Annotated in this window: 34 protein-coding genes; 17 read left to right on the top strand and 17 right to left on the bottom strand. The window is 57.1% G+C overall.

All coding sequences use genetic code 11. From position 1 onward, the window contains the following. Window positions 1-12: 12 nt before the first annotated feature. The 5 genes from LB513_RS02200 to LB513_RS25295 all read right to left on the bottom strand — a co-directional run bounded on the left by LB513_RS02200 (window position 13) and on the right by LB513_RS25295 (window position 4,338). A complete protein-coding gene (locus LB513_RS02200) occupies window positions 13-738 on the bottom strand; it encodes a phage head morphogenesis protein (protein ID WP_224661804.1) in 726 nt (241 codons plus the stop codon). Between the two features lie 55 nt (window positions 739-793). Then, window positions 794-2,134, bottom strand: coding sequence for a phage portal protein (locus LB513_RS02195; protein WP_224661803.1), 1,341 nt, complete (start codon window positions 2,132-2,134; stop codon window positions 794-796). Then, window positions 2,124-3,320: a terminase large subunit domain-containing protein gene (locus LB513_RS02190; protein ID WP_224661802.1), complete on the bottom strand. Its 1,197-nt coding sequence runs from the start codon at window positions 3,318-3,320 to the stop codon at window positions 2,124-2,126. Before LB513_RS02190 ends, LB513_RS02195 begins: the two co-directional genes overlap by 11 nt. Window positions 3,321-3,329: 9 nt before the next feature. Further along, a complete protein-coding gene (locus tag LB513_RS02185) occupies window positions 3,330-3,773 on the bottom strand; it encodes a helix-turn-helix domain-containing protein (protein WP_224661801.1) in 444 nt (147 codons plus the stop codon). A gap of 262 nt (window positions 3,774-4,035) precedes the next feature. Further along, the gene (locus LB513_RS25295; RefSeq protein ID WP_411962670.1) at window positions 4,036-4,338 is read right to left on the bottom strand and encodes a transglutaminase domain-containing protein; all 303 of its coding nucleotides are present in this window, start codon (window positions 4,336-4,338) and stop codon (window positions 4,036-4,038) included. A 113-nt stretch (window positions 4,339-4,451) separates the two neighbouring features. On the opposite strand from LB513_RS25295, the gene LB513_RS02180 reads away from it, so the two are divergent. Then, window positions 4,452-4,931 carry a hypothetical protein gene (locus LB513_RS02180; RefSeq protein WP_224661800.1) on the top strand — a complete coding sequence of 160 codons (480 nt, stop codon included), beginning with the start codon at window positions 4,452-4,454 and terminating at the stop codon, window positions 4,929-4,931. A gap of 552 nt (window positions 4,932-5,483) precedes the next feature. On the opposite strand, the gene LB513_RS02175 is transcribed toward LB513_RS02180, so the two are convergent. From LB513_RS02175 to LB513_RS02165, 3 genes are all read right to left on the bottom strand, one after another. Further along, on the bottom strand, window positions 5,484-5,834 hold the full coding sequence (locus LB513_RS02175) for a hypothetical protein (RefSeq protein ID WP_224661799.1): 351 nt from the start codon (window positions 5,832-5,834) through the stop codon (window positions 5,484-5,486). A gap of 199 nt (window positions 5,835-6,033) precedes the next feature. Continuing rightward, the gene (locus LB513_RS02170) at window positions 6,034-6,444 is read right to left on the bottom strand and encodes a hypothetical protein (RefSeq protein ID WP_224661798.1); all 411 of its coding nucleotides are present in this window, start codon (window positions 6,442-6,444) and stop codon (window positions 6,034-6,036) included. A 20-nt stretch (window positions 6,445-6,464) separates the two neighbouring features. After that, window positions 6,465-6,617, bottom strand: a complete 153-nt coding sequence (locus LB513_RS02165) for a hypothetical protein (protein WP_224661797.1) — start codon at window positions 6,615-6,617, stop codon at window positions 6,465-6,467. A 158-nt stretch (window positions 6,618-6,775) separates the two neighbouring features. On the opposite strand from LB513_RS02165, the gene LB513_RS25150 reads away from it, so the two are divergent. The 8 genes from LB513_RS25150 to LB513_RS02130 all read left to right on the top strand — a co-directional run bounded on the left by LB513_RS25150 (window position 6,776) and on the right by LB513_RS02130 (window position 10,267). Next, window positions 6,776-6,904: a hypothetical protein gene (locus tag LB513_RS25150; RefSeq protein ID WP_263481905.1), complete on the top strand. Its 129-nt coding sequence runs from the start codon at window positions 6,776-6,778 to the stop codon at window positions 6,902-6,904. After that, the gene (locus LB513_RS02160; RefSeq protein WP_224661796.1) at window positions 6,901-7,554 is read left to right on the top strand and encodes an ERF family protein; all 654 of its coding nucleotides are present in this window, start codon (window positions 6,901-6,903) and stop codon (window positions 7,552-7,554) included. The genes LB513_RS25150 and LB513_RS02160 overlap by 4 nt, the downstream gene beginning before the upstream one ends. Then, window positions 7,551-7,943 carry a hypothetical protein gene (locus LB513_RS02155; RefSeq protein ID WP_224661795.1) on the top strand — a complete coding sequence of 131 codons (393 nt, stop codon included), beginning with the start codon at window positions 7,551-7,553 and terminating at the stop codon, window positions 7,941-7,943. Before LB513_RS02160 ends, LB513_RS02155 begins: the two co-directional genes overlap by 4 nt. Then, window positions 7,936-8,337, top strand: coding sequence for a single-stranded DNA-binding protein (locus LB513_RS02150; protein ID WP_224661794.1), 402 nt, complete (start codon window positions 7,936-7,938; stop codon window positions 8,335-8,337). The genes LB513_RS02155 and LB513_RS02150 overlap by 8 nt, the downstream gene beginning before the upstream one ends. Continuing rightward, the gene (locus LB513_RS02145) at window positions 8,337-8,537 is read left to right on the top strand and encodes a hypothetical protein (protein ID WP_224661793.1); all 201 of its coding nucleotides are present in this window, start codon (window positions 8,337-8,339) and stop codon (window positions 8,535-8,537) included. Before LB513_RS02150 ends, LB513_RS02145 begins: the two co-directional genes overlap by 1 nt. Continuing rightward, window positions 8,497-8,835 carry a hypothetical protein gene (locus LB513_RS02140; protein WP_224661792.1) on the top strand — a complete coding sequence of 113 codons (339 nt, stop codon included), beginning with the start codon at window positions 8,497-8,499 and terminating at the stop codon, window positions 8,833-8,835. The genes LB513_RS02145 and LB513_RS02140 overlap by 41 nt, the downstream gene beginning before the upstream one ends. Before the next feature lie 277 nt (window positions 8,836-9,112). Beyond that, window positions 9,113-9,742 (top strand): hypothetical protein, encoded by a 630-nt coding sequence (locus tag LB513_RS02135; RefSeq protein WP_224661791.1) that lies wholly within the window; start codon window positions 9,113-9,115, stop codon window positions 9,740-9,742. Between the two features lie 18 nt (window positions 9,743-9,760). Continuing rightward, window positions 9,761-10,267 carry a hypothetical protein gene (locus LB513_RS02130; protein WP_224661790.1) on the top strand — a complete coding sequence of 169 codons (507 nt, stop codon included), beginning with the start codon at window positions 9,761-9,763 and terminating at the stop codon, window positions 10,265-10,267. A 213-nt stretch (window positions 10,268-10,480) separates the two neighbouring features. Here the strand turns inward: LB513_RS02130 and LB513_RS25290 are convergent, their stop codons facing one another. Further along, on the bottom strand, window positions 10,481-10,906 hold the full coding sequence (locus tag LB513_RS25290; RefSeq protein ID WP_224661789.1) for a RusA family crossover junction endodeoxyribonuclease: 426 nt from the start codon (window positions 10,904-10,906) through the stop codon (window positions 10,481-10,483). 100 nt (window positions 10,907-11,006) lie between these two features. On the opposite strand from LB513_RS25290, the gene LB513_RS02120 reads away from it, so the two are divergent. Then, window positions 11,007-11,582 (top strand): hypothetical protein, encoded by a 576-nt coding sequence (locus tag LB513_RS02120; RefSeq protein WP_224661788.1) that lies wholly within the window; start codon window positions 11,007-11,009, stop codon window positions 11,580-11,582. Between the two features lie 3 nt (window positions 11,583-11,585). Here the strand turns inward: LB513_RS02120 and LB513_RS02115 are convergent, their stop codons facing one another. Continuing rightward, entirely contained in the window at window positions 11,586-11,906 is a 321-nt protein-coding gene (locus LB513_RS02115; protein ID WP_224661787.1) for a hypothetical protein, read from the bottom strand. A gap of 131 nt (window positions 11,907-12,037) precedes the next feature. Between LB513_RS02115 and LB513_RS02110 the strand changes: the two genes are divergently transcribed. Both LB513_RS02110 and LB513_RS02105 read left to right on the top strand, forming a co-directional pair. Continuing rightward, window positions 12,038-12,298 (top strand): DUF6894 family protein, encoded by a 261-nt coding sequence (locus tag LB513_RS02110; RefSeq protein ID WP_224661786.1) that lies wholly within the window; start codon window positions 12,038-12,040, stop codon window positions 12,296-12,298. 133 nt (window positions 12,299-12,431) lie between these two features. Continuing rightward, window positions 12,432-12,659, top strand: a complete 228-nt coding sequence (locus tag LB513_RS02105; RefSeq protein WP_224661785.1) for a hypothetical protein — start codon at window positions 12,432-12,434, stop codon at window positions 12,657-12,659. A gap of 198 nt (window positions 12,660-12,857) precedes the next feature. Here the strand turns inward: LB513_RS02105 and LB513_RS02100 are convergent, their stop codons facing one another. Genes LB513_RS02100 through LB513_RS02085 form a run of 4 tightly spaced genes read right to left on the bottom strand, consistent with a single transcriptional unit; the run spans window position 12,858 to window position 15,123 of the window. Then, on the bottom strand, window positions 12,858-13,097 hold the full coding sequence (locus LB513_RS02100) for a hypothetical protein (RefSeq protein WP_224661784.1): 240 nt from the start codon (window positions 13,095-13,097) through the stop codon (window positions 12,858-12,860). 55 nt (window positions 13,098-13,152) lie between these two features. Next, window positions 13,153-13,995 carry a hypothetical protein gene (locus LB513_RS02095; RefSeq protein WP_224661783.1) on the bottom strand — a complete coding sequence of 281 codons (843 nt, stop codon included), beginning with the start codon at window positions 13,993-13,995 and terminating at the stop codon, window positions 13,153-13,155. Further along, complete coding sequence (locus tag LB513_RS02090) at window positions 13,979-14,407, bottom strand: hypothetical protein (RefSeq protein WP_224661782.1); 429 nt, start codon at window positions 14,405-14,407, stop codon at window positions 13,979-13,981. Before LB513_RS02090 ends, LB513_RS02095 begins: the two co-directional genes overlap by 17 nt. A 2-nt stretch (window positions 14,408-14,409) precedes the next feature. After that, window positions 14,410-15,123, bottom strand: a complete 714-nt coding sequence (locus LB513_RS02085; protein ID WP_224661781.1) for a hypothetical protein — start codon at window positions 15,121-15,123, stop codon at window positions 14,410-14,412. A gap of 475 nt (window positions 15,124-15,598) precedes the next feature. On the opposite strand from LB513_RS02085, the gene LB513_RS02080 reads away from it, so the two are divergent. Both LB513_RS02080 and LB513_RS02075 read left to right on the top strand, forming a co-directional pair. After that, the gene (locus tag LB513_RS02080; protein WP_224661780.1) at window positions 15,599-15,835 is read left to right on the top strand and encodes a hypothetical protein; all 237 of its coding nucleotides are present in this window, start codon (window positions 15,599-15,601) and stop codon (window positions 15,833-15,835) included. A gap of 15 nt (window positions 15,836-15,850) precedes the next feature. Continuing rightward, window positions 15,851-16,099, top strand: a complete 249-nt coding sequence (locus LB513_RS02075) for a hypothetical protein (protein ID WP_224661779.1) — start codon at window positions 15,851-15,853, stop codon at window positions 16,097-16,099. A gap of 187 nt (window positions 16,100-16,286) precedes the next feature. Here the strand turns inward: LB513_RS02075 and LB513_RS02070 are convergent, their stop codons facing one another. Continuing rightward, window positions 16,287-17,192 carry a hypothetical protein gene (locus LB513_RS02070; RefSeq protein ID WP_224661778.1) on the bottom strand — a complete coding sequence of 302 codons (906 nt, stop codon included), beginning with the start codon at window positions 17,190-17,192 and terminating at the stop codon, window positions 16,287-16,289. Between the two features lie 27 nt (window positions 17,193-17,219). After that, window positions 17,220-18,179, bottom strand: a complete 960-nt coding sequence (locus LB513_RS02065) for a DUF2971 domain-containing protein (RefSeq protein ID WP_224661777.1) — start codon at window positions 18,177-18,179, stop codon at window positions 17,220-17,222. Window positions 18,180-18,331: 152 nt separating this feature from the next. On the opposite strand from LB513_RS02065, the gene LB513_RS02060 reads away from it, so the two are divergent. From LB513_RS02060 to LB513_RS02050, 3 genes are read left to right on the top strand one after another with little or no spacing between them, the layout of a single operon-like run. Continuing rightward, complete coding sequence (locus LB513_RS02060) at window positions 18,332-18,574, top strand: hypothetical protein (protein WP_224661776.1); 243 nt, start codon at window positions 18,332-18,334, stop codon at window positions 18,572-18,574. Beyond that, window positions 18,571-18,810: a hypothetical protein gene (locus LB513_RS02055; RefSeq protein ID WP_224661775.1), complete on the top strand. Its 240-nt coding sequence runs from the start codon at window positions 18,571-18,573 to the stop codon at window positions 18,808-18,810. The genes LB513_RS02060 and LB513_RS02055 overlap by 4 nt, the downstream gene beginning before the upstream one ends. 10 nt (window positions 18,811-18,820) lie before the next feature. Next, window positions 18,821-19,081, top strand: coding sequence for a hypothetical protein (locus tag LB513_RS02050; RefSeq protein WP_224661774.1), 261 nt, complete (start codon window positions 18,821-18,823; stop codon window positions 19,079-19,081). A 13-nt stretch (window positions 19,082-19,094) separates the two neighbouring features. On the opposite strand, the gene LB513_RS02045 is transcribed toward LB513_RS02050, so the two are convergent. Next, window positions 19,095-19,514 (bottom strand): H-NS family nucleoid-associated regulatory protein, encoded by a 420-nt coding sequence (locus tag LB513_RS02045; RefSeq protein ID WP_224661773.1) that lies wholly within the window; start codon window positions 19,512-19,514, stop codon window positions 19,095-19,097. Between the last annotated feature and the right edge of the window lie 95 nt (window positions 19,515-19,609).

Raw genomic sequence — 19,609 nt, 5'->3', positions numbered from 1 at the left:
ATCGGGCAACAATTATTCTTGCTCCTTAAAGGTCAGCACGCACCGGCAGTTAACGCAGTTGTCGGCACCACCGCGCGGGTCGCCCGGCCTCTTCATGCGTACACCGCCCACAAGAAAGTCTTCATTGATGCCGATGGCCGGGTGCGAAGCCATTGCGGCATGACTGACGCGGGTGCGCTCATCGGTGACGGGCAGCCATGACTTGAGCAGGGTTAGGGCATCGTCACGGCCCAGCTTGGCCGCACCTTCCTCGCTGGCGAACATCATGGCCGCATGGACTTCGGTGCGGGCGATCGTGCTGGCCCGCCACGCGGACATAGCCTGCACACGCAGGAGGCTGGTGGCGACCTCGACCGGGTTGAACTCGACATCCGGTGCGAGAGCCAGGTCAATCACCCGCTGCATGTCCTGCCGTGTGGTGGCGGCGGTCTCGCGGGCACGCTTTGCGCCGTTCTCATGAATCCAGAGCCGCACCAGGTACAGCCAGAGCTTGTCCCAGTCTTCCTTGCGGTTCAGGCGGTCATGGACGGACTTGATGCCGCCCAGCGCCTCCTTCAGGCCGATGCGGATGGCGATGCCGTCGTACCGGGCGGCAATGTCCAGCATGTTGGCGGTGTGCAGATCCGCGCCAGTCTGGGATAGTTGCCGGAGAAGCGGGAAGTTGGCGGCAGCCTCCTGAATGTAGCGGTTCTTTTCCTCCTCGACCTCTTTGGCGAACGGTGTCTCCACCACGCGCATGAGGGCATCCCACCGGGCCAGTGAGTCTTTGGTTTTGGCCCGCCAGAGGATCACCCTATGCGGCTGCCTTGAGGGTTGGAGTGAGTGCCTCCGCAATTTCAGCAGCCGTGAACCCGCTGGCCTTCATGGCCTTGGCCAGTTCAGTTGCGGGCTGGGTGTCAATCGCATCGAGGGGCTTGAGGGTGCCGGGGATGAGCAGCTGGTCGGCGCCGTCCATTTCCTCAAAGCCCATTTCGGCCCGAGCTTCGTTCGGCGTCACAAGACCGCCTGCCACAGCGTCCTTCATGCGCTTGTAGAGGCGTTCCCGCTTCGGCTCCAAGGCAGGCACGCTCTCGGCATTGTAGGCCAGCACTACGCGGGTCTTCTTGTCCGCCTTGCCATCAGCGAACAGCGGCATGACGAATTGCCCAAGCTTCTTGATAACGAGATTGAGCAATGGCAGCACGGTTTCCGTCCACAGCCGCTCCTGTGCGGAATCCATGTTGGAAAAGGTGGCGGCGTCCATGGTCAGCAGCGGCAGCGGCACGCCGTAAACGAGGCCGATGTTCTTGGCAGCCTCACTCATGCCGGACTGGAAATCCATGTCCTTCGGTGTGTGGGAGAGGGCGGTGAACTTGGCGCCACCGGTCATCATGGGCACGTTGCCGGCGTTGGCGGTACCCGACCAGGCCTTCTTGAAATACTCCCGCATCTGACTGAGGACGGTTTCGGTCACCGTGCCGGTAAACTCCACAATGCCTGAGGGACGGGCGCTGTTGAGCAGCAGCGAAGAATTCCACGCGCTCCCGCGGTTGTGGATGTCGGTAGCCCGCGCCGCGGGGCTGAGAGGCGACAGGCCCCGCCATTGGTTCAGCGGGTTGAACGTCTTAATGTGCAGGATCTGGCTTACGCCGGTGAGTTGGTTGACGGGGAAGGTCTTCTTGTCCTCACCGGTGCCGAACACATACTCGGTGGGAATGCCGCCCTTACCGCCCTTTACATCCATAGCTTCGGGATTGAGCACGTGCAGCTCACGCGGCTGGCCCGTCGCCGGCAGGCGCAGGATGAAGGCTTCGCCAGCCACGCGGTGCCAAGCCACCAGCTCGATGGCGAATTCCTCCCATGTCTGGGCAGGGTTGGGCTGGGCCATGAGGGTCAGGACGGGATGTGAGACATCCACCGTCTTGTCGCCTTTGGCATCGTAGGTGTGCAGCTCCAGCTTCACGCTGGCGGCGGCGGTGGCGATGATGTTGGCGCACGCAAACACGATGGGGTTCTGGGCGTACCCTTCGAGAGCGTAGGCTTTGACGGATTGGGGGAGGCTGGATTCGGTGCCGCCGAAAAGGAAACTGCTGGTGCCGGGTGCCGGGAGAGACTTCCTAGAAAACCATTCTGCTATACGCACTTCATAATACAATCACTTGTGGCTCTGGGGGACGGGAGTTGCGGGCATGAACCGCGAGGGCCAGCGCCATCACGCAGTCGTCGTGCTGGCCTTCCGGCGCGGAATATCTAACCCCTGTCCGGGTGTATTCGTATTCGAAGCTCTCGAGCTCGGAGACGATAACACCATCAGGATATTGCACTTCGCCCCGCTGGATGGCAACCGCTAAACCTTCCATGAGCATCTGCTTGGATTGTGCGGCAAACTTTAAGCCTATGTAATTGTCGCCGACCTTATTCAGCATTTCCACGATAGGGTCGCCCACGCCGGTGCTGTCCAACACCGTATGGGTGTGGCCGCAGATGAGCTTGATGTGGTCAATGGTATCGGTCCACGGCTTCTGAAAGCGCGTGTGGCTGCAAGTGGTGCCCCTGGCATCGAGGCCATGGATAACGGTCCAGTCCACGGACTTCGCCAGGTCGGCGCCGTAGACACAGGGTGCATCGTTTGAAAGCGGTGCGATGTTCAGGCGGATGAACTGGAGGCCGAAAGGGTTACCGCCGTCGTCGGAGGGTTCGCACAGGTAAAGCTCACGGAACACCGCGTCGGGGAGGGCGCGGCGGGCGTCGTCCAGTTCCTCTTGCGGAAACACGCCGGCCGCGACGGCATCGGTTGCAATGATCTTATGGTAGCTGTGGCCAGTCTCCCCGCCTTCGGCTTTGCGGCAACCGAGGTAGAACCAGTTCTTACGGCCTTTGACGTTCCCGATGATGCGGACATGACCACGGGTGGCGGTAAGGGTAGAGCGGATGGCGTAGAAGGCTTCCACACGCATGCGGCTTGCTTCATCCAGCACCGCCGCCCACACGTCTTCCCCGTAGAGGTTGTCCGTCTTCTCGCCCGACTTGAACGAGATGATGGCACCATTGGGAATGATCGTGATGGTCTGCTCGGTATCGTTGCAGCGGATGAGTTCATGCGGCAGCCCGCGCTTCATCCGGCCATAGGCAATCTTGGCTTGAGCAAAGACCGGCGCTACCCACCAGAATTGCCGTCCCGGCTTGCCGAGGAATAGCGCCTGCTCGAACAGCCAAGCCATGCAGGAAACGGTCTTGCCGCTCTTGGTGCTGCCTTCGATCCAAGAGTAGCGGCTATCGTTGAAAAAGGCGTCAGTCTGCTTCTGGTAAAGCTTAGGCCGCTGGTAAACGTGCTCGCTCACGCATGGCGGCTAACTGTTGTCGATTTTGAGGGTGAACAGCGGCGGAGCATCCTTGTTAGCCGAATGCTCGACCTCCTGCTTGTCTCGCCAAAGGTCGGGGCGGCGGTTCTTCAGCCAGAAGATGCAGGCTCCCGTGTCCGGAGCGTAGTGCTCCATGTAAGGGACGGTCAATGCATTCCCATCATGGTTGAAGATCTTCACTGCCGGATGGCTGTAGCCGTTGGCGCGATGGAATAAGCTCCGCTCCACCTGAGCGTCGGCTTGAGCTTTCGCATCGTTTATGGACTTAAGAAATTCGGGCTTGGCTTTCTTCCAAGCGTTGATGGTGACCTCGCTGACGTTGAAGAAGTCTGCGAGGTCTCGGTCGATAGCTCCGAGGCGGCACAGCTTCGCGGCCTGGTCTACGTAATCCGGCTTAAAGTCAGTGGGGCGGCCAACTGCATTCTTCTTCACCCTTATACCTTACGGCATAAGCACCCGCCCGCCAACAATTACGTTTGACACCAATAAGGAATAGCGGGACGCTGAACCACTTAATCAATCGAAAGTCTAATATATGCTCGCATTCATCGCCACTATCGGAATAACTCTTTTCGGCACCCTCTTGGGATTTGAAGATGGTCAGAAGCGTCCCCACGACCGGAACTTCTTCAGTGGGAGCCCCGAGGCCAAGCAGTAGGTCAACAAAATGACAGGCCCCCACGAGGGGCCATTTTTATCGTCGTTCGGGATACTTCACCCGGCAATCCAGGGCCCATGTCTCGCCATCGACCATCACGTTGCAGACGCAGTGCCACTGCCCATCATCAAGGCGGTAGACGAAGGTGGAAGCGTCCAGGCCCACTAGCCTGCATTCTTCCATGTAGGTCTGCGCAAAGCAGGTGCAGTCACCCCGGCCGTGGGAGCCCGCAGTCACCCATGTGTAATCTGGAAGCTGGCGGAGCGTGTCGGTATTATCGTAGACAATGCGGCTGTCCACGTCAGCTTTGATAGCAAAAAGCGTTTCTGTGATGTTCACAGTAAACAATAGGAACGAGTTGACTTCTCTAGCAAGTGATCTTTAGTTAAGGTCTCCCTAATGCAGGCGGGTTGAGCTAGGCAGGGACCAAATCGATTTCTGGGGAGAGAGCAGTGGGCACGTTTCTTGATAGCGCAAAGAAAGTTTGGAAAAGCGTCACCGTCTCAAAGCCTCCGGTTGTCCATGCCCGGAGCACCAATGGCTATGCCTACACCCTGACAGACGCCACCGGCATCGTCATGTCTGAGCCCGAGGTCTATGACCGTACAAACGCTTACGGCACACGGTTCCAGGGAACCACTTTGTATCTCCGAAGCCCGCAAAACACCGCAACCGCCACGATGAGCTACGAAGGCGTTTACAATATTGCTCAGCAAGGCGACCGACTGGATACGATGATGTGTGAGATGGTCGTCGGTCCTATCAAGGGGCAATTGGCCGTCGCCGTCCTCAATCACAGCGCTGGCATTTACGTGGAGATCCCGGCAAACATGGAACAGTGCGCAAATGATGAATTAGGTGGCATCCGTGTGCTTCGCGAAGACATGAACATGTACGCCATCCGTGCGATGGGCCATAAACCCAGAAGCTAGTCGGCGGTCGCTGCAATATCAGCTCCGCTCGGTTATGCTGATTCCGTCTGACCAGTCTTAGGGGGCTGCAAAAGTTTCAGAAGAATTGTGGCCGCCCCTTGAACGAACGAGCCAGCATTCCCATATCAAGGGTGGGTGCACTGCGCGCCAAATCGAGCCAAGCAAAAAGCAACTCAGACAAGCAAAAAAGAACCGATCAGCAAAGCTAATAATCAAAAACAGAACCAGCGAAGCAAAACAGAATCAAATTTAGCAAGCGCAAAGCAAACAGAACCCATCTCAAAACAGTATCGAAACAAAAGATATTATTCTAGCTGCTGAAGGGTGTGGCCACGCCCGTCAGGAGCTATGGTACAAGAACTGGATTTCGAAATCTCGACATTAACCCCCCTTTTGGGTACTGTCGGCGCCTGCAGACCCGGAACGCCAAGAGAATGGTCATCCGAGTCAACATTGAAGTTAAGCTGGAACTAAAGACGGTCCTCAAGATCGTCGTTTTTCTGATCGGCTACTTCGGTAGCTAAATAGAAGGGGCACCGAAAGGTGCCCCTTTTACTTTCTGGCCGCTCGGCTTACCGCTCGGCGATCGCCAGCCTTGGGCTGCCATCCGGACCAGTAGTGCAGCCGGTGCCTGCCGTAGCCTGAGCTATTCGGAACCTCGATGAACGCCCGCGGATGGTCCAGCGGTCGCAGGTAGCCATCCTTGCGCAGCCGGTTGATGAGCCGGTGCGGTGCCGTAGTGCCCATGCGCTGGATGGTCAGGGCGTCGATGCAGCCGTGCTTGATGAGGTGTTGGGCGGCGAGGGCCTTCACGTTCAGCTGGTGCTTGGTCGGCTCAGGCGGGCGAGGGCGTTTGCCCCACATGCGGAGGGGCAGGGCGGAAAGGAATGGCCAGTGACTCATGACCGGCCTTCCTCACATTGCAGCGAGCCGTCGGTGTTGCGCATCACCGTGTACCCACCCGCAGGTGTTCCGAGATACAGGCAACCGTTGTCGCCGTCCCTAATTATAGTCTTTTGATAACGACGCTCCTGCAAAACCGTCGTTCCGAGGGAGATTGCACAAAGCAGGGCTGCGATCACCATTGCGTCGAGGAGGTTCCTCATCGGCCTGCCTCCCCGTCGAGGCCTTGGCCTTCCAGCACGTCGATTTCGACGTAAGCAATAACGCCGCAAAATCCCTCTGCCTTAGCTGCGTCAAGGGTTAGGTAAACGTGTGAGCATCCTGCAATTAAGCTGCCACCGTGGCCGATGTCCCAAAGCGCGACAAACCCCTTGATGCGCTTCGGCTCGACCCATTCGGCGACGAGGTCGCGATGGTGGTTGTTGCGCGTTGGAGAAAAAAATCCATCCATAGACCACGTCATGACAGTGGGCTCGGTCTCGATATAACCGGCCGCGACAAATGTTTCGCCAGTGCCTTCAAAAGGGCTCAACCCGACTACAACTGCCTTCCGCCCATCGCGCGTCCGGTAATATTTCCCAGCTTCGAGCTGGAGCTTTGGTGCATTCATATTCCTCACTTTCTCTTTGATTAAATCGCCAACGCGGCGGCACAGATGCCGATGGCGAGCAGCATGCCGCCAATGCGGGCAGCTTTAGCCGTAAACGCGAGCGAGTGGCTCCAGTAGGCGTCTGCCAAGCGGTCGGCCCACGTGTCAGGCATTTGAATAGGGTTATAGGTCATGGTTTTATTCCTTATTGGTTGGGTTAGTGAATGAATGCTGACGCAAGAATAAACCATTGTCTACTTATTTCTTATCTTTTTCATTCTTATTATACTTGTTGACGACCTATAAGAGTTGCGTCAGGATTATTCCAATATCAACCAATAGGAGAATAACGATGAGCCGCAGTAGCCGGGAATATGAAGAATGGCGCGAACAGCAGGAGCAGGCAGCAATGCTTGCGGCTGAACAGGCGTGGGCAGACATGGCCCGCTACACCGAGAATCAAAGGAAGCTCGGTATGTGAAAGAAATTATAACCGCGCTAAACGCGGCGTACAAAGAATGTGGCTACGTCCAGAAGGCTGGCAAAAACAAGGAGCAGGGCTACAAATTCGCCGGTGAGGCGGACTTTATCGAAGCCGTTCGACCAGTGCTATTGAAGCACGGCATCGTCGTATATCCCAGCGGCTACAGCCTTATAAAGGGCGAGGACTATCTGACGAAGTCCGGCTCACGGATGAACCGCATTGTTGCGGAATATCGGTTCACATTCGCCCATATCAGTGGTGAAAGCATTCAGGTGGTGGCCGTCGGTGAAGGCGCCGACACCAGCGACAAGGCTAGTCCGAAGGCGGCAACCATCGCTCTTAAGTATGCCTTGCGGCAGACCCTCCTCATCGAGACTGGCGATGATCCTGACGTTTCGACGCCGGAGGAAGGCACAGCTGCTCGGGCAAAGGCACCAGCGGCCGGACCCACGCCAGAGGAGAAGGCCATGCGCACCAAGGCCGAGGCCAAGCTTGCCGAGGTCCGCGAACAGCTGGCGCCCCTCGACAGCTTCGCTCAGGCCGCATGGCTCCAAGAGAACCCTGACCAGCTGAAAGCCATCCAGTGGTTGAAGCGTAACTACCCCGACCTCTATGCAGAGATCCAAGGGTTGGGAGTGGAGGTATGATCGACACCCCGCTCTCAAACCTCTCCGAGGTCGAATTGCTTGACCAGCTCACGGAGTGCATCAGCCTGGAGGGGGAGGCGAAAGCCCGCGCCGAGCCAATCCGCCGAGAGCTTCTGAACCGCCAGGTCTCGACCGGCGAGACGACAATCGAGTTCAACGGCTGGCAATCCACACTGAAACGCGAGGCCATCAGCCTTGCATGGGTGGAGCGCCAGTACGGCTATCCGAAAAATGAGGTTCCCGCATCATGCTTCACCGAAGAGGTCAAGCTGGTGCTCGACGCAACGAAGCTGGCCGAATGGCTGGTCGAACAGGGACACGAGGTCAAGCCGTCTTACGCGCTGGCCGTGTCCCGCAAGAAACTAATGAAAGCTACTTCCAATGCCTAACCACGCATCCGCAACCATCATCGGCCACCTTGGCCGTGACCCTGAGACGCGCAACACCACGTCTGGCACGCTGGTGTTCAGCGCCGCGCTCGCCGTCAACACCGGCTTTGGCGACAAGAAGCGCACGACCTGGTGGAATGTGTCCGCCTTCGGCAAGACGGCCGAAACGCTGGAGCGCTTCAACCTGACCAAGGGCGCAGCCATAGGCTTCACCGGCGAGCCTTCCAACCGCGAGTGGACCGACAAGGAGAACAACACCCGCGTGTCGTTGGAGCTTTCCGCGAACGGCTTCATCCTTGTCGGCGACAAGGTCGAGGGGACCGAGCCACGGCCAACTACAGCAAAAGCAAAACCTGTAGCTGCGGCGACCGTCGACGATGAATGCCCCTTCTAATGAAGCCGAAAACCCCACGCCCTAACCGCAAGGTGCTTGCCGCCTTGCTGGAGCTCAAGGTGGACACCATGCATTTCGTGCCTGGTGTCCTTCGTTCCAACGCCTACGCCTACATCAAGCGCGCCAACAAGCGGCAGCCGGACTGGGTGTTTACCACCCGTGCCGTCGACGGCGGCTGCGAAATATGGCGGGTCAAATGATATGCACGGTGCAGATTATCAGCGCCTGCAGGACATTGGTGCCGAGCAGCGGCAGCTCATCCACCGCCTTGTGAAGCTGAAGGCCGAAGAGGACGCCATACGCTCCCGCAATGCCGTCGTATGGCAGGTGCCGGAAACTCTGCCGCAGATGCCGTCCGAACCTGTGGAGCGCGTGCCAGCAAACCGAACCTTCGGCGCGCACAGCGACAACTATCAGGAGCGGAAAGGTCATGCCGACAAGGTTCGGCACGATGCCGAGCAGCGTCGCGCCGCCTACTTCCAGCTTGGGCGATCCTGACACCGGCTGCCGAATCGAAGCCGATTGAGTCGGCCCCTTGTTGACACCGTGCGCACGATTGTATCGAAAAAGAACATTCGGCCCTCTCAAAACAGCAGAATTTTTTCAGGGAGATGAATTATACTAACAGACTGAAAAGACTTAGATATTCATTTTCAAATGAAAAACGAGTCCACATGAACAAAGCGCGAACACAGGGTTACGCATAGGATTCAGGCTTGTGTTTGCCGGGTGCCGCGACTATATCGTCGTCAACCGAAACGTGGGTCGATGGGTTATGGCCACGCTCTATGAAAAATTGCAGAAGCGCCGCGAGGCGCACCGGAAACAGATTGAGGAAATCGACCTCCTGCTGAGCCTGCTGCAGAAGCACGGCGTCGAGGACGTCGACACCGACGACGATATCAACGAGGCCGATCTCCTCGCTGACGATGATGAAAATAGCAGAAGGGAGGCGCCGCCGACGCACAAGCCGATCTATTGGTCTAGCCGCACTCGGCGCCAGTTTGACTTCTCTGCGGGCGATATACCGATAGTTACTACGATCAAGTCCGGCAAGACCGAACGGCCGACTAGGAACCTTCCGAAAGCCCGGATGTCGCAGGTTGTGACGCAGATCTTGAAGGACCACAAGCGGCCGATGACGCGCACCGAGATTGTCGACGCGTTGGAGCTGATGGGCATTCCGGTGGCCGGTGTCGACCGCAGCAAGGCCATCGGCACCATCATGTGGCGTATGCGCGACGAATTCGTGAACCTTCCGGGCTGGGGCTACTGGTTCAAGGGCGAGGACTACCCGAAGGCGGCTTACCAAGCACCGTCCCGCGAGCCCGAGGGCGACACGGGCGACGACAAAACGAAATCTCAGACGGCGTTGGCGTTGACCAAGCCGGACGTAACGGGGTGACAGGAGCCCGCAGACGCCATGTATGGCACGAAGGAAATTCAGGGGGTCAAGTACCCCCTTCAGCATTTGAACCCGTTCACGATGACGGTTGCGCCCCAGAATCCGGGCGCACCGTCATATCGTGTTCACGTGCGTTTCGGTTCGCACACCTTCTCGCGCGAATGGCTGGCGGCTGACCCTATCGAGCACCAGGTCGACTACAACGGCGACATCCGGTGCTTCTGCACCACGCGACACGGCCTGTCCGCGCATCTGCCAGCGATGATCCGCGCGTCGGCCAACGGCAAGGTGCACTTCAGCCTGAAAGACAACTACCTGGTGCTGCAGAACGTCCCCGGCTGCATCGGGCCGTACGTCGCGTTCTTCTCGCTGAAGCCGTCAAACTCGAACAAGTACGACGCCTTCTTGTTCGTCCAGAGCGCGCACGAGCGCACGGCGTTCCCGAAAGCGCCGCCGTCCATCAGCATGGCCACGCTGGTGTCGAAGGTGGTGAGGGGGCTGCCCATCGTGAAGCCAAAAAAATAGCCCCCGAAGGAGCTATTTTTCGGCCCGAAAGCCTGTACGAGAGTCCCCTTACGTCTGCACTCCGCAGAACCATTTCTGGTGGGTTCGCTGTTTTGCACTCGTCAGCAGCAGGCCCCGTATGTAGTGCGTTACGCACATCCAGGCAAGTGGTTTTCTGTTTATGAGACGTTAACGCGCTCCGTGTTCTCCGTCTGTACACGGCGTCACACGGCATTAAGTTCCCGGCGTTGTAGCCTCGCATACCACCTTTGTTCTGTTGATTTCACCGTATTTTTTCGTACACCGAAGGTCAACGACCTGAGCGTCGTCCAGCCACACCCCTGCCTGTGTCATTGCGTCCAGCACTGCCTTCGCCAGGTTATCCACGTCCCCTCTAGGCCACCCACTACGTAGGCGCTCCTCACGACGCTTCCTTGAGTCGCTGGTAGGGGGTGCCTCCACACACTCTATACAGACGCTCACACGGCCTTGGTATTGAGCGGTGACGTGCATACGTATGAAGGCCTCAGCCTCCTTCTTCCACGCAGTGTAGGCTTTCGGATAGAAGGTGCCCCAACGCGTAACCCTTGGCCGTGGGCACGGTGGCGTCTTGTAGGGCAGGGTGAATTCCAGTCCTCGGAGTCTGACACAGACATTCAACCACCGCAATTTCGGGCATACACTACAATCCAATAGAACTGGCTTTGCACTTCATTGCTGCTCCGCTAAACTGCCACCAGAGTTTTTTTGGGGGCTGGATATGAAGCGTATAGGGATTGTCGCCAAGTCGGCTGCACTTGTTGTACTTATGCTGTTGACCCTCATCAGTTCGAGCTTTGCCCAAAGCGCTGAGCAAACAGTCGTATACATGATGCACGGTGTTGACGCTGACCCAGTGACGAATTACGGGGGAGGTCACACGGTCATTCTCAAGCCCGTAGAGTCTCCTTCAGGCGTAGATTTCATAGTGGACGGCTTATTGTCAATAAGTGCCAGGTACAAGCAGATTGACGGGTGTCACTACACTACGAACGTATCCATCGCGATGGAGAAGGATAAACCATTGGTGGAGATCATGCACGGTGTACTTGACTGGTCAAAGGTTGCATCTGTCAAGCTAACGACCCCGGTGGGTACTCCGGCCGGAAGTTTGGTGAAACAACTTTCAATCGACGGCTTGGCGGTTTCTGAATGTAAAGGGCTCGAGAGGGATGGAACGTGGAGCGATTGCAAGGTCGCTGACGTGCTGCGGGCTATGAATGTTGGAGACCCTGAACGCGCTACGAAAGCCTATGACTATTTCAAGAAGAACTTTTGCGCGGGTTCGGCTTTCTAGAGCTCAAGATAACTGCGTACGCCGCAGACGTTTCCGCCACTTATCCCAACCCGGTCCTTTGCGGTCACCACCGTAGTAAGTCTCCCCACCGAACTCCTGCGCCATGCGCTCAGCCTGGAACGGCTCTTTGAACCGAAACACCACGTAGTCCCGCCCGTCCCGGGTGATGTGGGCATGCCGGACGGCTTCGCCCATTTCCTGCGCCCGGCTGTGGGCAGGGTCATAGTGCCGGCCGCAGCAGTTCTCCCATGGAATGACGGCGTGATGCGGCCAGAAATGGTCAAGGTAGGCGTCAGAGTGGACGCCCTTGTGTCGGGTCGGCATGGTGGCCTCCAGAACGGGTCTAGGAATATGTTCCCCTTTTGTTCTGGAGAGTCAATTGGCCTGTTTGAGTTCAGATAGGGCTTGGAACATAGAGCCGAAAGTGAAGTTGGACGAACGCCCTGGAGTCCGTAATGCCTCTCTTCCACTTCCACGTAGATAACGGCAAGCTGGTGCCCGACCCGGTAGGAACCCAGCTGCCCGACATCGATACAGCAAGATCCGAGGCGGTACGCGCCGCTGGAGAAATGCTCACCGATCTGGATGGCAAGCTTTGGGAGGGCGACAAAACGTGGATTATGCACGTGACCGACTCCGACCAGATCCTGCTGTTCAGCTTGACCTTCACTGGCAAGAACGCAGCTGGGAAGGTGAAATTCGAGCCTGAAACGTGAGCCTTCCCAGCATCATTGGACGGTACGGTTTTAACCGGTCACATCAGACACACATTTTTAATTGATAGGTAACGCGAACGGAGTCATGTTCGCGGGGTCGTCACTCCACCTGTTCTTCATTTGGAGGCCCTCGATGCTCCACTTTCTCGTCCACTCTCATACGATGTATCCCAACGATCTCGACACGCTGAAAGCCGTGTTCGATGACGTGTGCGTAGAGCACGGCATTTTGCCCGACACCGAGGAAGCAACGGGCGTAGCCGCCGAGCTGGTCAGGTTGTTCCAGACGGGCGTCACCGAGATGGTGGAACTGAAAAGCGCCATCCGGTCACGCCGGCACGATTTGCAACACGCCAGCTAGGTCAATTGCCCAGGCAGATGTCGCACAACGGGGGCCGCTCAAGCGCAGTGAGGGCGGTTTGGCAGTGGATGCAATGCTCACCGCTGGGATGGGGTGGCGTGCGATACTTCTTCGCCTCTTCCTCACGTAAAGAAGCCGACTTTCTGCGCTCCAGCTCCGCCTGCACTTCCTTCTCGGAAAACCCTGACATCGCTATTCCTACTGGTTGAGCCATCTTTGTAGCAGCTTCCTGCGCTCCACCACGTTATTCCCGACGGCAAGCTTAACGTCCCGTATGAACGCGGCCAGCGACGGCAGCTTGCCTTCACCGCGGATGGCCCATTTATAGGCCTTGCGGATGGCGTACAGCGGGTATTCCTCCAGCTCATCGGCCCAGACCTCGACCATGGCGTTCAGCTTACCCCGGTCGCCGGTGTAGAGGTTGAAGGCGGCGAACATCTTCAGGATCTGCGCTTCGAGCTCGGGTCCGCGGTCGCGGGCAGGAACGAGCAGGTCAGTAAGGGATCTCACCGTTTGGGAGACGGTCGCGACGAGTTCGGGTGACTTCTCCGGCGCCTTCGGCGGCCTGCCCCCCACCGACGCTGCCACCAGCTGGTGCTGTTCCATATCGTGCAGCCACGCTTGAAGCGAAGGCGGCAGCAAATCCGCTACGAGCCTTTCCGCCAGCTCGGTAGCCTCGATTGCTGAGGTGGGCAACACGCCGGCAATGGCTCCGCCAGGTGGCAGCCCAATCTGACTTGCGGCCTCCAGCCTTGGCGTTGCCGCTGGTCCAGTAGTCAGAGAAGTCGTCCCATTCGAAGCTGATGCGGTCAACGTCCCAGCCGAAGGTGGTGTGTGCCCAGTCTCCCCATTCGGTCGGCGGGACGCCTCCACTTGGTTCAAGATGCTGGAGAAGGGTTGCTGCAGGGTTTGCACGAGAAGAGGCTTTCGTTGGTTTGGGAGATACAGAGGGAGTTTCGTTTATAGGGTTGTCTATAACAGTTTTGGTTTGGCCCTTTTTGCCAGAACCTAGGTTTGGCCCTTTCGGCCAGTACGGTTTGGCCCTTTCGGCCAGGGTGTACCAATAGGTGCGGTTCATGCTTCCGAAGCTGAAATTGTCCCGCACAATCAGGTTGGCAGCGAGAAGGCGCTCCAGGGCGTTCCTGATCTGCTTTTCGCCGAGATAGGGGAAGAGCTCACACCATGCGGCGCGGCTGTTATAAACCCACGCTACGCCTTCACGAACGTTCTCTTGGTTGGCAGTATTCTTAACCACCCAGTAGAGGATGTTTTCGAAGATGATGGCAGCCTCAACGCCAGTCTCCCCGGCAACATCGATGTTAAACGAGTGATTCACGGCTCACCCCCTCGAACATCGCGGTGTCGTAAAGACCTAGAAAACACTCGATTGCGTTGGCGGTGATGAACCGTTGAAGTTTCATCGGCCGCACCTTCATCTGGTGAGCGATTTGCGTCAGCCGCAGATGCCTACCTGTACGGGGCAAAGCACGATTGTACTCAGGCTTCAGGCGAAAGATCTCCGAAGCTTCCGCCTCATCCATTGCCGCTGCCGAGGCGTCAGGCATCAACAGGTAATCGAACCCGTCGAAGTCCTTCTGACGCTCAGTCCAATGGACATGGATACGGGCCGAGATACATTTGGCTTGGCCGACATAAACGATCCGACCTTCGCGGTAGAGCCGGTAGATGCCCCGTCCGATGAACGCCTCTTTGACGAGCTGGGTGGGCAGAAAACAGAGTGTTGGCATGGCTATGCCTCCACCCGCTTAAACTCGACGACCCATACCCAAGGGTTGGCATGCCAGCTTTCCGGTCGGTGCTGCTTCCCTGAGCTCAATTGCTTCCTGGGGCTAATAGGCTTGCCATACTCCTCTTGCCAAATGCGCTTGAAGTCATCTCGAAAGCCCGGCGCCAATCTCGGAAAGGATCGCTGCGAATGGGAGTAGCAGCCCTCCGCTTCAGCGTCTGTTTCCGAAATCTCTTGTAAGCGCTCGACCCGCACACTGATGATTTCCAGTTGGATGCGGCTGGCCCAGCGGGGCATTTGGATGCTGGGAAGATTCTCTGGACGCGTGTCGTAAACGCGTGTCAGATAATTAGCGCGCTCGTTACCTTCATCTAAGTCATGAAAAACCATGCCCCCGTCCGCACGATAGCGGATATGAAAACTGTCTTTTCCTGCACCACATCCCTGCGGACAAACCTCCCACGTCTCCCTCACCCACAGAAGGTCGCCGGGTTCGCCATAGGGACACCTAACGAAACACGTATGTCCTAGCCCCATGCCGTTCAGTTGTAGGCCCTCGAACTCTCGATAGCTGCTGGATTTGCCGCAAATCTCATTTTCAAAGAAGCGGTCAGTGTTGAGCGGGGGCTGGACCTTTAAGGCGCGCCTTAGCTGCGTTTGACGATTTTCTAAAATGCCACGAACTTCGTGGGCTTTAAGCAAAATGGGACGTTCCACATCCTAAGACTTTCATTTGTTTTGGCTCCTAAGGATTAAATCAGCCAGGATGCGGCCTTAGGAACCGCACCCCTTAAAAACAATCTGAGGTGAAGTTGCTCCCCTTGGCAAGTACAATTATGGTATACTTGTTAAACCCCGCTAACCGCCGTTAATTAGTCTTGCCGAGATTACGCCGCTGACTCATCCTGTGAAGGTAAATACCTCTCACGTTTAAGGATGCAGCGATGCAGGAACCACGGGCGCCGCCCGCAAACGAGCAGCCGGTTAACGTCCCCGACACCCGCGCCTTCGAGATTGACTGGAGGCGGGAGTGTAAGCGCTGCCAGCAGGAATGCGACTACTGCAAAGGCTGGCGGGAACTGATCCAGGACTTTCAGGCAATCGGAAGGGGGTGATCCCGTCTAGGCAGCAGGAAAGGCGCCTAAACCTGCCGCGCACGGGGACGCGTTATTCCCCGAACAAGGAGATACCCATGCCCAACATCATCCATGTTTGGCGGCGGGGCTCCGTCTGGCCCCTGCCGTATCAGTTCACGATGGACGACAGGGGTGAGCTGCACACCGGCTTCTTCACCACGGTGGGCTGGAAAATGACCATCCACATCGTCTGTGACAGTTGGTCTTTGAACGCCCCTCAGCGCGAGCAGCTGGCATTCATGGCCCAGGCTATGAACGCTGAAGTTCGCCTCCATCCCTTCCTCACCGGCTAATCCAAAGGAGGCCATATGGAATTGGAGTTTTACCGCGACTGTGACCCGTACCCGCCGCTCTACGACGTGTACATCAAAATGGACGGGCGAGGGTTGACCATTAACCCGCTACCCGAGCCGCTTGAAGGCGTAAGGCAAGTGGTTCTGGAAGGTGGCGCCGAGGCGCCGACAATGGCCCAGAGGCACACCATCAACCGCTACATCAGGGAAACCAACTGGCTTCCCCTGTTCTTTTTCAAAATACCACCGCTGAAGGCCGCCTAGGTCAACACACAGCGAGCGGGCGCGACAACATCGTGAACCCGGGTCAATGCACCTCACCCTCGCGAGCCTGTCTGGATAATCATGGGGGCGACCCCATGCCAGCAGGGTGAATGTCGGACCGTCGCTCCCTTCGGGGAGGTCCCACCCGAGTGCACCCAGATTGCCCCCAGTGATGGGGGCGATTTTGTCAAAGTTCACTCAGGGTCACGTCGATCTCTCGCCTCCGAGCGTCTTCCACCAAATTCCTGACCGCTTCGCGATTGTCAGCACTGTCGGGGATAGACACCACGGCACTCGTTTGTGTGGCCTCCTCGGTCGCAAAGTAGGAAACATGCGCAGCCAACAGTTTTTGGAGATCCGACGGAAAAGAGGCTATCCCTTGGACGTCGTGAGGGCTCAACTTGATAAGGATTTTGCCGGTATCCCTGACGGCATTTCTTGACAACACCGAATTCAGCAGCGTGTCCCGCACTTTCGCTAGATGAGCGGAGGATTGCTCCCGCTGGCGAATGCCTTCAATTGTGCCTAGCCGACGAACGATATCAGACAGTTGGTCCTGAATAATTTTCTCCGGAGCCGTCGCTGTTTTTGCAAACTCCACCTTGCCGCGGGAAAATGTCACCGGATTGTCTACCACATAGTCGTCCGCAGTGGCAGTTTCGACGAAGTCCTTCAAAATCTCACGAGCCGCCCTGATATCCTTCGGCCATTTTCTAGAAAACTCGATCGAGCGAAAGGAACCGATATCGAAAGGAATCTTCTGCCCTTCGAGGTGCATATGAATGGTTGGCTTCTGAATGGCATGACGTATCCCGATTTCATAAAACGCGTTCGGGTTAAGTGTCGTCAGGTCGGCAATGACCAGTTCGGCGCTTAGTAGGGCTGTTATGATCTGCTCATCAATGCGGCCAGGATTGGGAATTTTGTCTGCGCGCTCCACCCGGAAGTCTGCGAAATGCGCGTCAAAGACGGGCTTGATAATCTCCTCCAGCAGCCAATCGGCATGAACTCGGTCCTCGGTGTCGTTGCCGCCGATGGGGCCAACAATGAAGCAAAGTTTTTGGGCTGGTGGTTTGGTCGGTGGATTGGCCATTGATGATGTTACCCTGGTCGATCTGGCTTATTGCCGGAGCGGGATGCTGGAGATTACTACCTTGTTAGCGGCGTCCGGCACATTGGCCCCGTCGAGCAAGGCGATTGTTGCCGCCCGCAATTCCTGTGGGAATTGCGTCGGGCCGATAATGATGCGGTTAATGAGCTTGGGCAATTCAGCGCCCACGAAATCCTTATCAGGATAGTCCTTGAACGGGATGCTGTACACGATTTGCGGCGTGCCGCGGATAAGTTCGACGCTCTGCTCGATAAGCTCAGACGTGGAATACTTCGGGGCGTAGATGATCCGCCATTCCTTTTCCTCCGCAAAGCCGGGGTGCTTTGTACACAAAACAGCCGAGCGAAACGCCTGGAACAGATAAGCGAAGAACTCCTCCTTACCTCCCTCCATGAGGAAGTCGCGGGTCATTTCGATATTGCCTGTAACCCGGCGGAATTCGGTATCGAACTCTTCGGCCGACAAGTATGCAACTGGCGAGGTAAACGCTGAAAGGGCTTCGGACACCGAGAGAAAGACCTGCGGATTCACCACCACGGCAACGCCCGAGGGGCCGCCATAGGCACGCCACATCGAAAGCCGGCCGAGAACATCGTCTTTGTCTTCATGCTCGGATAAGCACGCGATGTAGGTGTCCTCCCGAAACAGCGGCGACCAAGCGTCAAAAAGCTTTGCCAACTCCTCCGAGGTGCCGGGAAACATGTCGTCTATGAGGGAGCGAAGGTGCTCGCCCGCTTCACCGCGCCAGCTTTGCACCAGGCAATTCAGTCCATGCTCAATTTCCATGAAATCGTTCATGACCGACGAGCTTCGAAGCCTTATCCGATTGGTCTTGATCATGTGGAAGGCGGCTTCGGAGCTGGAGTAGTGCACGAAGCGCCTGCCGGACAATTTCATGGCGTTGTATTTTTCGAACGCCAGCGGGTTGAAGATCATGAATTTTCGTAGCTGTTCCTGCGTAGGTTCCAACACCGCCTCCTGTCTTCGGACGGCGAGCCTATGCGTTCAGCTCGGCGCGTTCAATCGGTACACCACAAAGCGACTTATCCACAGGGGTCGGGGATTCACACCTGATTCGGCGTGTGCGACTCTCCGGAGGGTTTAACCCGGGGAGCGAGCTAATGACGGTCATCGAATTCTACATGGACGGCAAAAACACCATCGACAATCCCGACGTACTCATAACCGGTGGGGCTGGGTTCGCCACACCGGTCGGCAAAGGGAATGTGCGCGACAAGAAGGTGGTGAGGGTGCTGGTCAAGCTGCGCAGCAAGGCATTCATGGAAGAGGCTTTGGGCAGCATGATGCGGGTGGTAATGCTCTTCTCGATTTCAACGGTCGTTTTCCATGGGTTTCAGGATTGACCCCGACAATCGAGTTTTATCTATACGGAAAGTCCACCCCACCGGAGTTCGACTGCACCATAGACCCGAACAGGGGCTTTACGGTGCAGCGCCGCTTCAATGTCCATCAGGAGACAATCAGGGTGCTGGTGAAGGTTGCCGACATCAACTTGATGGACACCGCCCTGCAGGAAATGGGGCGGTTCATTATCGTCTATCCCGAGTGTACGGTGGCGTTCTTCGGGTTCCACGATTGAGGAGGTGACATTGGTGAAGGTCAATTTTTACAAAGAAGGGCTCCAGCCGGGCTATGACATCATCATAGACACCGACGGGGGCTATTCCCACATAGCGACTAGCGAGCTAGCCAAGCTGGACGTGGTACGCGTGCTAGTGCCCAAGAAGGCGCTCAAAGACAAGCACAGGGCCATGACCTACTGCGGCATGTTGAAGGTGCTGCTGAGATACGGCACGAGCGCCGTAGCCTTCCACGGTTTCAAGCCAGACCTGCGGGGATTGCCCGAGTAGGGTCCATGCAGGGCTACGCTTTAATCCTGTAGTCGTCCGGGTTCTTGCCTTCGGCAACGAGAGCGGCCAGCCAGCGGGGTTTTGCGCCGCGGGAGGTCCAGGTCTCGCCATTAGGGCCGCGGTGGGTCACAGGGGGCTTGGCCCGTTCCTTTCCGCCGCTGTCCACGCCTCCGGCCGTGTTAGCATTGCCTATTTCGCCTCCGGCTTTTTTACCGTTGCCGACGCGTGGGCCAGAAGGCTTTCCGTTACCTACAAATGTGGAGTTGGTAGCGGCACCCAGCGACTTCAGCTCCGCTTGAAGCTCCTTGATGCGAGCTTCTTTGCGGTCCACCAGATGCTTGCCAACGTGAGTGTGGAGGGCGGTCAGTTCCTCCAGTGACAGGGAGCCGAGGTCGGGAAGGTTGTTTTTGCCGAAGAAGGGAAGCTTGGCCATCCGGTAGGACTCCTGTGAACGGTGATTCGACCGTATACCTTTAAGCATTGCGATTCAATAAACCGCACTGGGCGTGGCTATCCCACCCCAATGCC

The sequence above is a fragment of the Mesorhizobium sp. ES1-1 genome (assembly GCF_020164785.1).
Lineage (GTDB): Bacteria > Pseudomonadota > Alphaproteobacteria > Rhizobiales > Rhizobiaceae > Mesorhizobium.
Note: the sequence above shows the minus strand (reverse complement) of the source record. Positions and strands in the feature narration are given on the sequence as shown.

Excerpts from the sequence above, each read along its gene's own strand:
- LB513_RS02200 (WP_224661804.1), bottom strand. The coding sequence starts at position 738 with ATGCGCGTGGTGGAGACACCGTTCGCCAAAGAGGTCGAGGAGGAAAAG.
- LB513_RS02175 (WP_224661799.1), bottom strand. The coding sequence starts at position 5,834 with ATGAGTCACTGGCCATTCCTTTCCGCCCTGCCCCTCCGCATGTGGGGC.
- LB513_RS02170 (WP_224661798.1), bottom strand. The coding sequence starts at position 6,444 with ATGAATGCACCAAAGCTCCAGCTCGAAGCTGGGAAATATTACCGGACG.
- LB513_RS02165 (WP_224661797.1), bottom strand. The coding sequence starts at position 6,617 with ATGACCTATAACCCTATTCAAATGCCTGACACGTGGGCCGACCGCTTG.
- LB513_RS25150 (WP_263481905.1), top strand. The coding sequence starts at position 6,776 with ATGAGCCGCAGTAGCCGGGAATATGAAGAATGGCGCGAACAGCAGGAG.
- LB513_RS02155 (WP_224661795.1), top strand. The coding sequence starts at position 7,551 with ATGATCGACACCCCGCTCTCAAACCTCTCCGAGGTCGAATTGCTTGAC.
- LB513_RS02150 (WP_224661794.1), top strand. The coding sequence starts at position 7,936 with ATGCCTAACCACGCATCCGCAACCATCATCGGCCACCTTGGCCGTGAC.
- LB513_RS02145 (WP_224661793.1), top strand. The coding sequence starts at position 8,337 with ATGAAGCCGAAAACCCCACGCCCTAACCGCAAGGTGCTTGCCGCCTTG.
- LB513_RS02135 (WP_224661791.1), top strand. The coding sequence starts at position 9,113 with ATGGCCACGCTCTATGAAAAATTGCAGAAGCGCCGCGAGGCGCACCGG.
- LB513_RS02130 (WP_224661790.1), top strand. The coding sequence starts at position 9,761 with ATGTATGGCACGAAGGAAATTCAGGGGGTCAAGTACCCCCTTCAGCAT.
- LB513_RS02120 (WP_224661788.1), top strand. The coding sequence starts at position 11,007 with ATGAAGCGTATAGGGATTGTCGCCAAGTCGGCTGCACTTGTTGTACTT.
- LB513_RS02115 (WP_224661787.1), bottom strand. The coding sequence starts at position 11,906 with ATGCCGACCCGACACAAGGGCGTCCACTCTGACGCCTACCTTGACCAT.
- LB513_RS02110 (WP_224661786.1), top strand. The coding sequence starts at position 12,038 with ATGCCTCTCTTCCACTTCCACGTAGATAACGGCAAGCTGGTGCCCGAC.
- LB513_RS02105 (WP_224661785.1), top strand. The coding sequence starts at position 12,432 with ATGCTCCACTTTCTCGTCCACTCTCATACGATGTATCCCAACGATCTC.
- LB513_RS02100 (WP_224661784.1), bottom strand. The coding sequence starts at position 13,097 with ATGTTCGCCGCCTTCAACCTCTACACCGGCGACCGGGGTAAGCTGAAC.
- LB513_RS02090 (WP_224661782.1), bottom strand. The coding sequence starts at position 14,407 with ATGCCAACACTCTGTTTTCTGCCCACCCAGCTCGTCAAAGAGGCGTTC.
- LB513_RS02080 (WP_224661780.1), top strand. The coding sequence starts at position 15,599 with ATGCCCAACATCATCCATGTTTGGCGGCGGGGCTCCGTCTGGCCCCTG.
- LB513_RS02075 (WP_224661779.1), top strand. The coding sequence starts at position 15,851 with ATGGAATTGGAGTTTTACCGCGACTGTGACCCGTACCCGCCGCTCTAC.
- LB513_RS02070 (WP_224661778.1), bottom strand. The coding sequence starts at position 17,192 with ATGGCCAATCCACCGACCAAACCACCAGCCCAAAAACTTTGCTTCATT.
- LB513_RS02060 (WP_224661776.1), top strand. The coding sequence starts at position 18,332 with ATGACGGTCATCGAATTCTACATGGACGGCAAAAACACCATCGACAAT.
- LB513_RS02045 (WP_224661773.1), bottom strand. The coding sequence starts at position 19,514 with ATGGCCAAGCTTCCCTTCTTCGGCAAAAACAACCTTCCCGACCTCGGC.